This is a genomic window from Lysobacter sp. 2RAF19 (assembly GCF_052115395.1).
In the GTDB taxonomy this organism is placed as follows: Bacteria; Pseudomonadota; Gammaproteobacteria; order Xanthomonadales; family Xanthomonadaceae; genus Noviluteimonas.
The window spans coordinates 184,135-198,322 of record NZ_JBFRGO010000003.1 but is presented as its reverse complement, the minus strand read 5'-3'; the positions used below and the strand labels follow the sequence as shown (position 1 = coordinate 198,322).

The 14,188-nt window shown below is 66.7% G+C and carries 15 protein-coding genes; 6 read left to right on the top strand and 9 right to left on the bottom strand.

From position 1 onward, the window contains the following. The first annotated feature begins 17 nt into the window (after window positions 1-17). From AB4059_RS12350 to AB4059_RS12335, 4 genes are all read left to right on the top strand, one after another. On the top strand, window positions 18-596 hold the full coding sequence (locus tag AB4059_RS12350) for a GNAT family N-acetyltransferase (RefSeq protein WP_498979290.1): 579 nt from the start codon (window positions 18-20) through the stop codon (window positions 594-596). 79 nt (window positions 597-675) lie between these two features. Further along, window positions 676-4,176, top strand: a complete 3,501-nt coding sequence (mfd, locus tag AB4059_RS12345; protein ID WP_498979288.1) for a transcription-repair coupling factor — start codon at window positions 676-678, stop codon at window positions 4,174-4,176. A gap of 79 nt (window positions 4,177-4,255) precedes the next feature. Beyond that, a complete protein-coding gene (nfi, locus tag AB4059_RS12340) occupies window positions 4,256-4,939 on the top strand; it encodes a deoxyribonuclease V (RefSeq protein ID WP_498979287.1) in 684 nt (227 codons plus the stop codon). A 358-nt stretch (window positions 4,940-5,297) separates the two neighbouring features. Beyond that, on the top strand, window positions 5,298-5,528 hold the full coding sequence (locus AB4059_RS12335; protein ID WP_498979286.1) for a hypothetical protein: 231 nt from the start codon (window positions 5,298-5,300) through the stop codon (window positions 5,526-5,528). A gap of 344 nt (window positions 5,529-5,872) precedes the next feature. On the opposite strand, the gene AB4059_RS12330 is transcribed toward AB4059_RS12335, so the two are convergent. From AB4059_RS12330 to AB4059_RS12320, 3 genes are all read right to left on the bottom strand, one after another. Then, window positions 5,873-6,733: a pirin family protein gene (locus AB4059_RS12330; RefSeq protein WP_498979285.1), complete on the bottom strand. Its 861-nt coding sequence runs from the start codon at window positions 6,731-6,733 to the stop codon at window positions 5,873-5,875. 13 nt (window positions 6,734-6,746) lie between these two features. Beyond that, a complete protein-coding gene (locus tag AB4059_RS12325) occupies window positions 6,747-7,154 on the bottom strand; it encodes a hypothetical protein (protein ID WP_498979284.1) in 408 nt (135 codons plus the stop codon). Between the two features lie 63 nt (window positions 7,155-7,217). Beyond that, window positions 7,218-8,075: a pirin family protein gene (locus AB4059_RS12320; protein WP_498979282.1), complete on the bottom strand. Its 858-nt coding sequence runs from the start codon at window positions 8,073-8,075 to the stop codon at window positions 7,218-7,220. 116 nt (window positions 8,076-8,191) lie between these two features. Between AB4059_RS12320 and AB4059_RS12315 the strand changes: the two genes are divergently transcribed. Next, window positions 8,192-8,635 (top strand): hypothetical protein, encoded by a 444-nt coding sequence (locus AB4059_RS12315; protein WP_498964501.1) that lies wholly within the window; start codon window positions 8,192-8,194, stop codon window positions 8,633-8,635. Window positions 8,636-8,665: 30 nt separating this feature from the next. On the opposite strand, the gene AB4059_RS12310 is transcribed toward AB4059_RS12315, so the two are convergent. The 6 genes from AB4059_RS12310 to AB4059_RS12285 form a co-directional block, all read right to left on the bottom strand. Beyond that, complete coding sequence (locus AB4059_RS12310) at window positions 8,666-8,956, bottom strand: DUF7684 family protein (protein ID WP_498979280.1); 291 nt, start codon at window positions 8,954-8,956, stop codon at window positions 8,666-8,668. Between the two features lie 351 nt (window positions 8,957-9,307). Further along, complete coding sequence (locus AB4059_RS12305; protein ID WP_498979279.1) at window positions 9,308-9,733, bottom strand: hypothetical protein; 426 nt, start codon at window positions 9,731-9,733, stop codon at window positions 9,308-9,310. Window positions 9,734-9,756: 23 nt separating this feature from the next. Next, window positions 9,757-10,338 (bottom strand): class I SAM-dependent methyltransferase, encoded by a 582-nt coding sequence (locus AB4059_RS12300; RefSeq protein ID WP_498979278.1) that lies wholly within the window; start codon window positions 10,336-10,338, stop codon window positions 9,757-9,759. Then, window positions 10,335-12,494, bottom strand: a complete 2,160-nt coding sequence (rlmKL, locus tag AB4059_RS12295; protein ID WP_498979277.1) for a bifunctional 23S rRNA (guanine(2069)-N(7))-methyltransferase RlmK/23S rRNA (guanine(2445)-N(2))-methyltransferase RlmL — start codon at window positions 12,492-12,494, stop codon at window positions 10,335-10,337. Before rlmKL ends, AB4059_RS12300 begins: the two co-directional genes overlap by 4 nt. Before the next feature lies 1 nt (window position 12,495). After that, window positions 12,496-13,023 (bottom strand): alpha/beta hydrolase, encoded by a 528-nt coding sequence (locus AB4059_RS12290; RefSeq protein ID WP_498979276.1) that lies wholly within the window; start codon window positions 13,021-13,023, stop codon window positions 12,496-12,498. Then, entirely contained in the window at window positions 13,020-13,532 is a 513-nt protein-coding gene (locus AB4059_RS12285) for an MOSC domain-containing protein (protein WP_498979275.1), read from the bottom strand. Before AB4059_RS12285 ends, AB4059_RS12290 begins: the two co-directional genes overlap by 4 nt. Window positions 13,533-13,586: 54 nt before the next feature. On the opposite strand from AB4059_RS12285, the gene AB4059_RS12280 reads away from it, so the two are divergent. Then, window positions 13,587-14,171 carry an N-acetylmuramoyl-L-alanine amidase gene (locus AB4059_RS12280; RefSeq protein WP_498979696.1) on the top strand — a complete coding sequence of 195 codons (585 nt, stop codon included), beginning with the start codon at window positions 13,587-13,589 and terminating at the stop codon, window positions 14,169-14,171. Window positions 14,172-14,188: the final 17 nt, after the last annotated feature.

The following is a 14,188-nucleotide window of genomic DNA, read 5'->3' as shown; positions in this document are numbered from 1 at the left end:
TCTGGCAATGTCGCTGAATGGCGGCCCGCAACCGACTTCCCCCGTGGCACGAACAGATCCGGCTCAGCAATGGGCGTGAGGTGCTCATCCGTCCGATCCGGCCGGCCGACGCCGATCCCTTGCGGCAGGGCTTCGCCCTGCTCGAGCCCGACGAAATCCGACAACGCTTCCTGCACGCGGTGCGCGAACTCACGCCCGAGATGGCGGAGAAACTCGCGCGGCCCGACGCCAAGCGCGAATTCGCGCTCGTCGCCGCCGAACCCCTGCCGCCGGGCGAAGCCCTCGTCGGCGCAGTGGCGCGCGCATCGATCTCCGAATCCGGCCGCGAGGCGGAGTTCGCGATCCTCGTCAGCCACTACATCTCCGGGCTGGGCCTGGGCCGACACCTGATGCGCCGCCTGGTGCGCTGGGCGAAGGGCCGCCGCCTGGAACGTCTGTGGGGCGACGTGCTCGAACACAACCAGCCGATGTTGGCGCTCGCCGCCTCACTGGGGTTCCGTCGTGAACCCACGCAGCAGCCCGGATTGGTGCGCGTGGTGCTGGACCTGCAGCCCAGTCGCGACACGCACGTGCACGACGAACCGCAAGCCGCCTGAGCCCCGGTAAACTCGCCGTCCTCCTTCCCGCTGGCCGCGAAAGCGTCCGGGCGATGCGCTGCTTTTCTTCGCGGACACGATGAACGACATCACCGACTCCCTGACCCCGCCCCTTCCCCGCGCCGGCCAATCGCGCGCCTGGTGGCGCGCGCCCGCCTCCGCCTCCGCGCTCGCCTTCCACATCGCGCGCGCCGCGCGCGTGCACGAGGGCCCGGTGCTCGTGGTCGCGAAAGACAACCACGGCGCGCACCAGCTCGAATCCGACCTGCATACGCTGCTCGGCGACGACGCATCGCTGCCCGTGCTGCCCTTCCCCGATTGGGAAACGCTGCCCTACGACCAGATCAGCCCGCACGCCGACATCGTGTCGCAGCGCCTTGCCGCGCTGCTGCGTCTTCCGACGCTCAAGCGCGGCATCGTCGTCGTGCCGGTGCAGACGCTGCTGCAACGCGTGGCGCCGGTGCGTTACGTGGTCGGCAACACCTTCGACGTGCGCGTCGGCCAGGTGTTCGACCTGGATGCGGAGAAGCGCCGCCTGGAAAGCGCGGGCTATCGCAACGTGCCGCAGGTTTTCGATCCCGGCGACTTCGCCGTGCGCGGCGGTTTGCTCGACGTCTATCCGATGGGCGCGCACGAACCGTATCGCGTGGAGTTGTTCGACGACCAGATCGATTCGATCCGCGCCTTCGATCCCGAATCGCAGCGTTCGCTCGACAAGGTCGACGCAGTGCAGATGCTGCCCGGCCGCGAAGTCCCGCTCGACGAAGACGCGCGCAAGCGTGCGATGGACGCCTTGCGCGATCGTTTCGACATCGACACGCGCCGCAGCGCGCTGTTCCAGGATCTGAAGGTCGGCCTGGCACCGGCCGGCATCGAGTATTACCTGCCGCTGTTCTTCGAAGCCACGCGCGGCGAAGGCACGACCGCGACGCTGTTCGATTACCTCGGCGATCGCATGTTGCCCATCGTGACCGAAGGCGCGCTCGCCTGTGCGGATGTGTTCTGGACGCAGACCGCCGAGCGTTACGAACAACGCCGGCACGACATCGAACGGCCGCTGCTCGCGCCCAACGAGATTTACCTCTCGCCCGACCAGTTGCGCGAAACGCTCAACGCACGTCCGCGCGTGGATGTGGTCGGCGGCGAAGATGCGAAGGCCGCGAAGGCACAAGCGCTCGGCGACCAGCCCGCGCCCGACCTGCCCATCGCCGCGCGCGAAGCCGGCGCCGGCGCGCTGCAATCCTTCCTCTCGACCTATCCCGGCCGCGTGCTCATTGCCGCCGATTCCGCCGGCCGTCGCGAAGCCTTGCTCGACGTGTTGCATGCGGCGGGCGTGAATCCCGAAACCATCGCCGACTGGCAAGCCTTCCTCGCCGGCACGATGCGCTTCGCCATCGCGGTCGCGCCCCTGGAAGATGGCTTCGCGCTCGACGGCGCGCTGGTCGGCGGCACACCGATCGCCCTGCTCACCGAACGCCAACTCTTTCCCGAACGCGCCTCGCAACCGCGCCGCCGCAAGCGCGCTGGCCGCGAACCCGAACAGATCATCCGCGACCTCGGCGAGTTGAGCGAAGGCGCGCCGATCGTCCACGAAGATCACGGCGTCGGCCGTTACCGCGGCCTGGTCACGCTCGAAGCCGGCGGCACGCCCGCCGAGTACGTCGAAATCGAATACGCCAAGGGCGATCGCCTGTACGTGCCGGTGGCGCAACTGGATCGCATCTCGCGTTACTCCGGCGCCTCGCCGGAAACCGCGCCGCTGCACAACCTCGGCGGCGAGCAATGGACCAAGGCCAAGCGCAAGGCCGCCGAGAAGGTGCGCGACGTCGCCGCCGAACTGCTCGAAATCCAGGCCAAGCGCCACGCGCGCGCGGGCATCGCGCTCGACGTGGATCGTGCCCTGTACGAACCTTTCGCCGCGACTTTCCCCTTCGAGGAGACGCCCGACCAGCACGCGGCGATCGAAGCGGTGATCCGCGACCTCGCCTCTTCGCAGCCGATGGACCGCGTGGTGTGCGGCGACGTGGGCTTCGGCAAGACCGAAGTCGCGGTGCGCGCGGCCTTCGTGGCCGCGACCGGCGGCAAGCAGGTCGCGGTGCTCGTGCCCACGACGCTGCTCGCCGAACAGCATTACCGCAACTTCCGCGATCGCTTCGCCGATTGGCCGCTCAAGGTCGAAGTGCTCTCGCGCTTCAAGAGCACCAAGGAGATCAAGGCCGAACTCGACAAGCTCGCCGAAGGCAAGATCGACGTCATCGTCGGCACGCATCGCTTGTTGCAGAAGGACGTGCGCTTCAAGGACCTCGGCCTGGTGATCGTCGACGAGGAGCAGCGTTTCGGCGTGCGCCAGAAGGAAGCCCTGAAGGCCCTGCGCGCGAACGTCCATCTGCTCACGCTGACCGCCACGCCGATCCCGCGCACGCTCAACATGGCGATGGCGGGCCTGCGCGACCTGTCGATCATCGCCACGCCGCCGGCGCATCGCCTCGCGGTGCAGACCTTCGTCACGCCGTGGGACGGCGCCCTGCTGCGCGAGGCGCACCAGCGCGAACTCGCGCGCGGCGGCCAGGTGTACTTCCTGCACAACGACGTGGAGACCATCGGCCGCATGCAGCGCGACCTGCAGGACCTCGTGCCCGAAGCGCGCATCGGCATCGCGCACGGCCAGATGCCCGAGCGCGAACTGGAACGCGTGATGTTCGATTTCCACAAGCAGCGCTTCAACGTGTTGCTGTGCACGACGATCATCGAGTCGGGCATCGACATTCCCAACGCGAACACGATCATCATGAACCGCGCCGACAAACTCGGCCTGGCGCAGATGCATCAGTTGCGCGGCCGCGTCGGTCGTTCGCACCATCGCGCGTACGCCTACCTCGTCGCGCCCGACAACCGCAGCATCACCGTCGATGCGCGCAAGCGCCTGGAGGCGATCGCCTCGATGGACGAACTCGGCGCCGGCTTCACGCTGGCCACGCACGACCTGGAAATCCGCGGCGCGGGCGAGTTGCTCGGCGAAGACCAGAGCGGGCAGATGGCGGAAGTCGGTTTCAGCCTGTACACCGAACTGCTCGAGCGCGCGGTGCGTTCGATCAAGCAAGGCAAGCTGCCAGACGAAGATCCGAACTTCGAGCATCGCGGCGCGGAAGTGGTGCTCAACGTGCCGGCGCTGATCCCCGACGACTATCTCCCCGACGTGCATGCGCGCCTGACGCTATACAAGCGCATCAGCAGCGCGCGCTCGGCCGACGAACTGCGCGACCTCCAGGTCGAAATGATCGATCGCTTCGGCCTGTTGCCCGATCCGGCCAAGCATCTGTTCGCCATCGCCGAACTCAAGCTGCAGGCAACGCGCATCGGCATCCGCAAGATCGACCTCGGGCCGGCGGGCGGTCGCCTGCAATTCGAATCCAAGCCCGACGTCGACCCGATGACGGTGATCCGGATGATCCAGAAACAGCCGCAGCACTACGCGATGGACGGCCCCGACAAGCTGCGCCTGAAGCTGGACTTGCCCGATGCCGCCGCCCGGGTGCAGGCTGCGCGGGGGTTGCTGACGGCATTGCAGCGGGCGGCTTGAGCCGGCGGCCGGGCCTGGGCGGGCTTGCGTGACGGCCGCTTGGCCGGCACCTTCGCGCGCGGCCGGTATGCTCTGACCCATGACCAATCTCGAACACAATCCCCTCGACCCCTGGGACGGCAGCGTCGCCCAGGCGCGCGCCCTGCAGGACATGATGGCGCGGCGCGTGTTGTTGCGCGACGGATTCCGCTCGCCCTTGCGCGCCGTCGCGGGGTTCGCGGTGGCGATGGAGGACGAGGGCACGCGTACGCGGGCGGTCGCTGTGTTGATCGACGCCGAGTCGATGGACCTGATCGATGCGCAGGTGGCGCATGTATCGGCGTCGACGAAGTACGTGCCGGGGTTCCTGTCGTTCCAGGTGATGCCGGCGTTGTTGCGGGTGCTCGACATGTTGCCGCAGGCGCCGGATCTGGTGTTGTTCGACGGGGACGGGATCGCGCATCCGCAGCGGTTCGGGATCGCGTCGCATTTCGGCGTGGTGTCGGGGTTGCCGACGATCGGGATCGGGAACAAATTGTTGTTGGGCACGGCGGCGGATCTGCAGCAGGTGCGCGGGGCGTATACGCCGTTGCGGGATCACGGTGAGCAGATCGGTTGGGTGTTGCGCAGCAAGCCGGAGGTGTCGCCGATCATCGTTTCGCCGGGGCATCGGGTGGCGATGGCGTCGGCTGCGGATCTGGTGAAGCGGTTTGTCGCGGAGGAGCGGATGCCGGAGCCGGTGCAGATGGCCCAGCATCTGGGCGCGCGGGGGATGCGCGTTTAGTTGCGTAGGTTTGTGTTTTGTTGCGCCACCAGATTTGCGCATCGGCACGCCGTGCTGGATGTCCTTTTGACTGCGCTGAAAAGCAAACGCTCCGCAAAAGGACATCCAACACGACGCACCGCTGCGCTCGCGGCTGATGGTCTCGCGACAGCACTTGATGAGTGTGTGCGTCGCGGCTGATGGATCCGCGCCTACTGCCAGCACACCAGATGGACGGAACGTCGCCCACCTCGGCGCTCGCGTCGTCGCGCATGGTCGCCTCTGGCAGGCGACGTTCCTCGCAGCGATCTGATCGGAAAGCGGAATGCGAGGATGTTCAACATTACGCAGAGGCTGGGCCGTGCAGAATTTCGAATCGATGGAAGACGCAGTTCGAATCGCCGGGCAAATCCTGGCCGGCGTCATGGAGCCGAATTTGGGGTGCGGCTTGATCGCAGGAATCGGCCAGAAGCTCGGTCTTCCTCCGGAGCTGGATAAATTCATGGTCCTCGACCACGAGCAGCACGGCCATGAAGGCCTCGGCATGACAGCCGAATCGTGCGTCCCACAAATCCTGGAAGCGTGCCGCGAACTGACAGCACCACGCTAACCCCGCTCTCAATCAGATCGCCGCGAAGGCGCCGACGCCCGAGAGAGGACATCGCGCTTGCGAGGACCAGCACCCACGCAAGTCGTGATGTCCTCGACGGGCGAGGCGCCGGCCCGTCTGGTGTGCTGGCTGTACGCGCGCAGGCCTGAATTCGCGACGCCCCCGTTCCCCACAGTGCTGTCGCGCAACCCGACGCCTGGTGCGCGGTGGTCGTCGCGTTGGAGGGCCTCATTGCGGAGCGTGAGCTCTTGCGGAGCAATGAGGCCCTCCAATGCGACGGCACGCCGCGCAATTCTGGTGGAGGCGAACCCGCCAACGCGATGCAAGATTCAACGAACCCCGCTTCACCGCTCAGGCAAAGGAATGAACTCCGTCTCCCCAGCGATCTTCCCGAACTTGTCCTCGAGCCAATCCTGCTTGGCCTGCTCGATCCGCTCCTTCGACGAAGAAACAAAATTCCACCACATATGCCGAGGCGCATCCAACGGCTCACCGCCCAACAACATCGCCTTGACGATGCCGAGCGCACGCACGCGATGCTTCACCCCGCGATCCAGAACCACCAGATGCTGCTCGGGAATATCCGCACCATCCAACTGCAACTTCCCTTCGAGTACATACAACGCACGCTCCACCGCACGCGCATCGACCTCGAACTCCGCGTCCGGCGCCATGTCGACCGCCACGTTGAACGTATCGGTGAACACCGCCACCGGCGACTCCTCGCCGAACGCACGCCCCGCGATCACCCGCAACGTGACACCCGGCCGCGTGATCATCGGCAACGCATCGGCTGCGTGATGGAAGAACGCAGGCGCGACTTCCTCGTGCGACTTCGGCAACGCGACCCAGGTCTGCATCCCGTGCACCGGATGCGGCGCCTCGCGCAAGCCCGGGGGCGTGCGCTCCGAATGCGCGATGCCGCGCCCCGCCGTCATCCAGTTGACATCGCCCGGACGAATGTCCTGCACGCTGCCCAAGGTATCGCGATGCGAAATCGTGCCCGCCCACAGGAAGGTCACCGTCGCCAGCCCGATGTGCGGATGCGGCCGCACATCGATGCCGCGGCCCGGCTCGAACAGAGCCGGGCCCATGTGATCGACGAACACGAACGGCCCCACGCTGCGCGCCTGGATCGAAGGCACGGCGCGGCGCACCTGGAAACCGCCGAGATCATGGACACGCGGAGCGACGATCGTGGTCATTGCATTGCCTTTGTTATTGGGCCGGATCCACGCGGATCGTGACCGCCGGCTTTTCGTTGAATTCGAGGGCTTCGACCGTCAGGCGCCAGGCGCCCATGTTCTTCGACGGCGCCTCGGGCAGGTTCGCCTGCACCGTCGCCTGCGCGCCGTTGGCGAACACGAACTCGATGTCGGCATCGCCGGCGCGGATGCAGCGCGCGTTCGGCGGGCAGCGCGAATCCTGCGTCACCGACACGTACTGCAACGTCGCGCCGTCGGGCAAACGGACGGTTTCCTTCGGCGCGAGTTTTTCCGAAGCACCGGCGGTGATCGAACGCATCGTGCTCTCCTGCGAAGTCGTGCCGCCGCCATCGGATGCATTGCTGGCGCAGGCGGTCAGGGCGCAGGCCGCGAGGAACGCGGCGAGGGTCGTGCGAAGCATCGGCAACTCCGTTTGCTGGGGTGTGACGGCAAGTCTAGGACGGGTTCCTGAACGTCGCCGTCATCAGAACTGGCCGCCCTGGAAGTCCGCGAAGGCCTGCATGATCTCTTCCTTCGTGTTCATCACGAACGGGCCGTAGCGTGCGACCGGCTCGCGCAGCGGGCGGCCTGCGACGACGATGAAACGCGCGCCCTGCGCACCCGAGGATGCAATCAGCGTATCGCCGCCGCCGAGCACCGCGAGTTCCTGCTTGTCCAGCGCACGCGCGTCTTCGCCTTCGCCGATCGTCGCATCGCCTTCGAACACATACGCGAATGCGTTGTGGCCTTCGGGCAAGGCATACGACCAGCTCGTCGACGGCGCGAGTTCGATGTCGAGGTAAACGGGCGAGGTCGCCGGCTGCACGATCGGACCGCGCACCTCACCGACACTGCCGGCGATCACTTTCACCGACACCCCCGGCGCGGGATGCGCCACGGGAATGCGATCGGGCGCGAACTCCTGGTACTGCGGCGCGTCCATCTTGTTGGCCTTGGGCAGGTTGACCCACAACTGGAAACCGCGCATGCGGCCTTCCTGCTGCTCGGGCATTTCGCTGTGCACCAGGCCGCGGCCGGCGGTCATCCACTGCACGCTGCCCGGCACGAGCAACCCTTCGTTGCCGTGGTTGTCGCGGTGGCGCATGCGGCCGTCGAGCATGTAGGTCACCGTTTCGAACCCACGATGCGGGTGGTCGGGGAACCCGGCGAGGTAATCCTCGGCCTTGTCGGTGCCGAATTCATCGAGCATCAGGAACGGGTCGAGCATGTCGAGCTCGGGCGTGCCGATGACGCGCGTGAGCTTCACGCCGGCGCCGTCGGACGTCGGGCGGCCGCGCAGCTTGCGGGCGACGCGGGCGGCGGACTGGGTCGTGGTGGACATGGAGACCTCCTTCGTTGCGAAGCCGGAACGATGGCGGTGGGGCGAAGGCGAAACCAGTGCCGTGCGTGGAACGCAGGGTTTGGACGCCCGCCAGCCGCCGGGTAAGCTCTTCAGCCATGCAAGATGACTTGCCGTCGGAAGAATACCTCCCGCCTCGCCCGTGGCCGTGGCCGATTCGCGTCCTCGCCGGTTTGTTCGTTGCATTCGTCGCGCTGTGTTGCCTGGTCGTCTCGTCCATCCCCCTGTACCTCGATCCCCAGCCAGACGGCGCCGGCCTGGGCAGGTTCGGCGGCACGGTGCTGGCGTTGGTCAGCCTCTGGGTGCTCTCCCTCGCCCTGCGCTTGATCTTCAATCGACCCGACCATGGCGGACTCCTTCCACCCTGGTTCTTCCGGCTTTTCGCGGTGTACCTGGTGGCGTTCCCCATCTTCATCGTGCTGACCGGCCGCGACGCCGGTTGGTCGATCGGACAATACGTACAAGCGGGGTGTGCCGTGTTTACCGGCGTCGGTTACTGGGGGTTGGCGGCTTGGCGCAAGGCGAGTCAGATCCGGGCTTAGGAACTCCAACCGCGCCCTTGGCGACAGCGCTCAGAACTCGACGACGGTGACAGGCCCGCCCAGTTCCTCCGACAGTCGCTCCGCAAGGAAGACCGCGTCGTCGAGCGTTTCGTCCGCACCGTGGGAGGCCGTCAACATGAAATATGGAGTTGCGCCGTCACCGATGCACAGATCATCGATTGCATCTTCGATCCGCGCGGCCTCAACACCCACGACCCCGACATACTTGACCCCTTCCCGAATCCAACTCGCGATCAACGTGTTGAGTTCGGGCCGATAGCCCAGAGTCGAGTGCAGAACGATTTTTCGAGGACTCGTCATTGCATTCGGTATCTGCAAGCGCTCAAAAGGCGATATAGAGCATGACGAAACTGGCCAACGATGCGACCAGGCACGCGATGGCCAGCACGCGTCGACGCCGATCGAGCGTCCGCCATGCGGGAACGCACCATGCCAGGCACCACATCGACCAAACCACGGTCGTCGCTGTTGGCGGTAATCCCAGGAGGGGGCACAACATCTCGCATCCTGGCGGGCGCGCGAACAAAACCAGATAGTTCGAGTAAATCGCGAAACCGGCGATGCCCAAGCCCACGAGCAGGCTTGGAATCGAGAGTGCGATCCTTGCGAATGGATCTTGCTCCATCGCTCCTGCCCCCGGCACCGACTGTCCTAGTCCCTCATGAGTTTGCCAAACGCCTCCGGTGAATACACCCGGATATCCGAGATCTCCGACGTATTTCCGGGAGCGAACGCCCGTTCGAACTCCACGACAGGTCCGTAGGCCGTGCCGTGAACCTCGCCGAAGTCGGACAGGCTGATCAGGATCGTCAGCCGATAGCCCTTCCCCTGGTAAAACGTCGTACCGCCATCGGCAGGGAGCGGCGCATCTTTGTCGAAGACCGCGTGGACCGGCTTTTTTCCCTCCACGACGGCGCGGAAGTCCTCGGATGCCTCGGTGATGATCCTGCGGTCACCCTCTGGCAGCTTCGGGAGGTCCAGCCCAACGAAGGGCCCCGCGGAATTCGGCGCTTGCGGGGTCTGCACGCAACTTGCCGCGAGCAACACGATTGCCATGGCGACGATCAGCTTGGTCATGGACGGATTGTGCCCTGATGTCTTCAGCGCCGCTCATACACATACACGGTCGCCGGCGGCACGTTACGCAGCACGAAGCCCCCGCGCCGCACCTTCAGGCGCAAGGCCTGCTGCACCGATTCGGACACCGGAGCCTGCGGGCCGTAGGTGAACTGGATGAAGCGCCCGCCCGGGCGCAGGCACGCGAAGGATGCGGCCAGGATGCGTTGCTGCAGGTCCTCCGGCATCGCGAGCAGGCCCAGGCTCGACACGATCGCATCTGCCAGGCCGCCTGCGAGGAATCCACAGTGCGCGGCGATCTCGGGCAGGTCGCTCGCATCGCCCAATGCGACGCGCACCGCCGGGAATCGTTTGCGCAAATGCGCATGCAGCGATTCGCTGAGTTCGATCACCAGTAGATCATTGCCACGCAATCCATGCGCCATCAACGCGCGCGTGACCGATCCGGTGCCGCCGCCAAGTTCGATGACGCGGTGTGTGTCGTGCGGCAATTCATCGACCATCGCCTGCGCGAGATCGCGGCTCGAGGGCGCGATCGACGCGGTCTGCAGCGGATTGCGCAACCACTGTCCGAACAGCGCCCACCAGCCGGCGCGCACGTTCATCCGCGCGCGTCCATGCCCAGGCGCCGCAAGCGCCAGCAACGGTGGATGCGGGCGTCGCGTGCGAAATCCGGCGGGATCGTCGAGGCGGTGACGTCTTCGATCGAGGCGATGTCGGACAAGGCCGCTTCGTCGAGCTTGAAGCGGCGGAAGTTGTTCGAGAAGTACAGCGAGCCGCCCTGCGCCAGGCGCATGAGTGCGGCGCGCAGCAGGCGCACGTGTTCGCGTTGTACGTCGAAGTCGTTGGCCCGCGCGGAATTCGAGAACGTCGGTGGATCGCAGAAAATCAGGTCGTAGTCCCCGCGGTCGGCGAGGAGCCATTGGATCGCGTCGGCCTGTACGAGGCGGTGACGGCCGCCGCCGATGCCGTTCTCGGCGAGGTTGTCGGTCAACCATTGCAGGTAGGTGCCGCTGAGGTCGACGCTGGTGGTGCTCGATGCCCCGCCGCGCGCGGCCTGCACGGTCGCAGCGCCGGTGTAACAGAACAGGTTGAGGAAACGTTTGTTGCGTGCCTCTTCCGCGATGCGCAGGCGCAGCGGGCGATGGTCGAGGAACACGCCGGTGTCGAGGTAATCGAACAGGTTCACGCGCAGGCGCGCGTCGCCTTCGCGCACGACGAGATATTCACCGCGGCGGTCGAAGCGCCCGTACTTGCTGCCGCCCTTGCCGACGCTGCGCGTCTTCAGCGCGATGCGTTCCTTCGGAATGCCGAAGACCTCGCGCGTGGCGGCGAGCAAGGCGTTGAGGCGCTTGCGCGTGGTCTCTTCGGGGATCTCCGCGGGCGCCGCGTATTCCTGCACGTGCAGCCATTGTTCGCGCGAGTCGGCGTCGGTGTAGACGTCGATCGCGGCGGCGTATTCGGGCAGGTCCGCATCGTAGGCGCGGAAGTTGTCGACGCCTTCGCGCTCGCGCCAGGCCTTCAGTTTCTTCAGGTTCTTGCGCAGGCGGTTGGCGACCATCTGCGCGCCTTCCGACAACACCGGCGCGGGTGCGTCGACCGAACGCTGCGGCGGTGCGATCGGGTCGCACACGATCAGCGTGCATTCGATCGCGCCGTTGAACAGTTGATAGCGCTTGTTCGCGCGCAGGCCGGTGGCGCGTGCGAGATCGTCGTCGCCGCACAGCAGGCTGGCGCGCCACTCCGGCGCGTTGCGGCGCAATGCGTCGCCGAGTGCGCGATACAGCGCCGGATCGGCGGCCAGGCGCGCGTCGTAGGGCGGGTTGCAAACCACGAGGCCGCGCGGGCCGAAGTCGGTTGCGCGCGTGAGCGATTCGACGGGCGTCGGGCGCAGGTCGAGCACATGGCCGACGCCGGCGGCCTGCGCGTTGCCGCGCGAGGCTTCGAGGATGCGCGCATCGGCATCGCTGCCGAAAAAGGCGGGGCGCAAGGCAAGCAGACCGGCATCGCGCCGGCGCATTGCATCGTCGACCAGCGATTGCCATGCCGAGTTGTCAAACCCGCGCCAACGCGTCGGCAACGCCGCACCGTGACGCTGCAAGCCCGGCGCAACATCGCCGGCCATCAATGCGCCTTCGATCAACAACGTGCCGCTGCCGCACATCGGATCGAGCAGCGATGCGCCTTCGCGATACAGCGTCGGCCATTGGCCGCGCATCAACACCGCGGCCGCGAGGTTTTCCTTCAGCGGCGCTTCGCCTTGCGCGCTGCGCCAGCCGCGGCGATGCAGCGGGCCGCCGCCGAGGTCGATCGAGAGGATCGCGCGGTTTTTGCGCACGACGAGGTTCAAGCGCACGTCCGGCGATTCGATGTCGACATCGGGCCGCGCGCCGGTCTTCTGGCGCAGCACGTCGACGACGCCATCCTTCACGCGTTGCGCTGCGTAGCGTGCATGCGTCAGCGCTTCGCCCGAGACGTGCGCATCGACGGCGAGCGTGTGCCCCGGGCCGAGGTGCGTTTCCCAATCCACGGCCGACACGCCTGCGTACAGCGCATGTTCGTCCGCGCAATCGAATTCGGTGATCGGCCACAGCACGCGGCTGGCCAGGCGCGACCACAACACGGCGCGTTGCGCGTCGAGCAGCTCGCCTTCGACGTTGACGCCCGCCATCGTCGCGGTGGCGCGCGTGCAGCCGAGCGCGATCAACTCGTCGGTCAACAGGTATTCCAGGCCCTTTCCGCAGCTGGCGAAGAATTTCATGTCAGAGCTTCGCAAGCAGCGCGGCGAATGCGTCGGCGCTGGCCTGCACGTGCGCGGAGAGGCGATGGCCGTCGTCGACCATCAACAAGGCCGCGCGACGCGACTGCGCCCAGGCGACGACATCGCGTGCGGGAATGAGTTCGTCCTCCCATCCGTGGATGATCGAGGTCGGAACGCCGGCGGCATCGAAGGGATGGGTCTTGTCCAGTGCGATCGGCGGCGCCATGAGGAACAAACCGGCGACCGGCACCTGCAGCGACACGCGGCCGGAGATCCATGCGCCGAGGCTCGAACCGGCGAGCACGACCGGCCCGTTCGCGGCGGCCTCGCTGGTGATGCGCAGCAAACGTTGCACGCGCGCGGCGACATCGCCGAGGTCGCTGACCTCGCGCTTGCCGTCCAGATCGGTGAAATCCGGCCGCTCGTGGCTCCAGCCGAAACGCTCGGCCACCTCGGCGAGCGCCGTGACCTTGGTGGCATCGGGCCCGCTTTCGAACCCGTGCGACAAAATGCAATGACCGCGCATCAACCGTCCTTGTCTTCGATCGCCGACACCGCGTCGCCGATGCCGAACCGCCCGCCTTCCACGATGCGCGCGCACAGGCCGCCCATGTGGCGCATCGCGTTGAACCCGCCGGGGCCCAGCGCTTCTTCCATGCGCGAACACGGATCGCAGGCGTCGGTGCCTTCCAGCACGACCTCGCCGATGCGGAAGCGCCGGCCCTTCAACGCGATCAGGGGAATGCCGGAGACCACGACGTTGCGGCGGAGCAAGGCCGGCGAAACCGATGCATGCCCCGACAGGGCCGCGATGGCCGGCAGGTGTTCGGCCTGGATGAGCGTGACGCCGCGGTTGCCGCTGCCGCCGGTGTAGCGGTCGCCGACCAGGCCTTTGCCCGTCTTGGCTTCGACCGATTCGGCAGGCGCCATCGGCACGTCGCGCTTGGGCCGCAACCCGATCCATTCCACGCGGCCGGCGCGCGGCAACGTCGCCATGAGGCGGCCGAGCGCGGAACCGGGGGGCGGAATGGCGGGCATGCTTGCTTGTGGGGGAGGAAACATCGCGATGCTAGCATCGCGGCCATGGTGCCCATGCCGCCGCCGGAGCTTCCGGTCGAAATCACACCCCTGCCCTACGAGGCCCGGCTCGACGCGCGCCCCCGTGCGCAAATCGACCTGGTCGTCATCCATTGCACGGAGCTGCCGGACCTGGCGACCGCGCGCGACTACGGGCAGCGCGTGCTCTATCCCGATTCGGGCCAGGGCAACAGCGGCCACTACTACATCGATCGCGACGGCTCGGTGCACCTGTGGGTCTCGCCCGAGCGCGTGGCCAACCACACGCGCGGCTACAACCCGCGTTCGATCGGCATCGAGCTGGTGAACACCGGGCGCTACCCGCGCTGGCTCGACGCGAACCACCAGGCGATGGACGAGCCCTACACCGATGCGCAGATCGTCGCGCTGATCGCCTTGCTGAAGGTGTTGGCGCAGGACTATCCGGCGCTGCGCTTCATCGCCGGGCACGAGGACCTGGACACGACCACCGTCGCGGCCGAAGACGATCCGACGAAGACGGTGCATCGCAAGCTGGATCCCGGACCGTTGTTCCCGTGGGACCGCGTGCTGCGCGAAGTCCGGCTCAAGCGCTTCGAACCGAACCCGTTCGAGCCTTGACGCCAGGGGCGCCGTCT

Excerpts from the sequence above, each read along its gene's own strand:
- AB4059_RS12280 (WP_498979696.1), top strand. The coding sequence starts at position 13,587 with ATGCCGCCGCCGGAGCTTCCGGTCGAAATCACACCCCTGCCCTACGAG.
- AB4059_RS12350 (WP_498979290.1), top strand. The coding sequence starts at position 18 with ATGGCGGCCCGCAACCGACTTCCCCCGTGGCACGAACAGATCCGGCTC.
- AB4059_RS12330 (WP_498979285.1), bottom strand. The coding sequence starts at position 6,733 with ATGACCACGATCGTCGCTCCGCGTGTCCATGATCTCGGCGGTTTCCAG.
- AB4059_RS12325 (WP_498979284.1), bottom strand. The coding sequence starts at position 7,154 with ATGCTTCGCACGACCCTCGCCGCGTTCCTCGCGGCCTGCGCCCTGACC.
- AB4059_RS12335 (WP_498979286.1), top strand. The coding sequence starts at position 5,298 with ATGGAAGACGCAGTTCGAATCGCCGGGCAAATCCTGGCCGGCGTCATG.
- nfi (WP_498979287.1), top strand. The coding sequence starts at position 4,256 with ATGACCAATCTCGAACACAATCCCCTCGACCCCTGGGACGGCAGCGTC.
- AB4059_RS12285 (WP_498979275.1), bottom strand. The coding sequence starts at position 13,532 with ATGCCCGCCATTCCGCCCCCCGGTTCCGCGCTCGGCCGCCTCATGGCG.
- rlmKL (WP_498979277.1), bottom strand. The coding sequence starts at position 12,494 with ATGAAATTCTTCGCCAGCTGCGGAAAGGGCCTGGAATACCTGTTGACC.
- AB4059_RS12310 (WP_498979280.1), bottom strand. The coding sequence starts at position 8,956 with ATGACGAGTCCTCGAAAAATCGTTCTGCACTCGACTCTGGGCTATCGG.
- AB4059_RS12300 (WP_498979278.1), bottom strand. The coding sequence starts at position 10,338 with ATGAACGTGCGCGCCGGCTGGTGGGCGCTGTTCGGACAGTGGTTGCGC.
- AB4059_RS12305 (WP_498979279.1), bottom strand. The coding sequence starts at position 9,733 with ATGACCAAGCTGATCGTCGCCATGGCAATCGTGTTGCTCGCGGCAAGT.
- AB4059_RS12320 (WP_498979282.1), bottom strand. The coding sequence starts at position 8,075 with ATGTCCACCACGACCCAGTCCGCCGCCCGCGTCGCCCGCAAGCTGCGC.
- AB4059_RS12315 (WP_498964501.1), top strand. The coding sequence starts at position 8,192 with ATGCAAGATGACTTGCCGTCGGAAGAATACCTCCCGCCTCGCCCGTGG.
- mfd (WP_498979288.1), top strand. The coding sequence starts at position 676 with ATGAACGACATCACCGACTCCCTGACCCCGCCCCTTCCCCGCGCCGGC.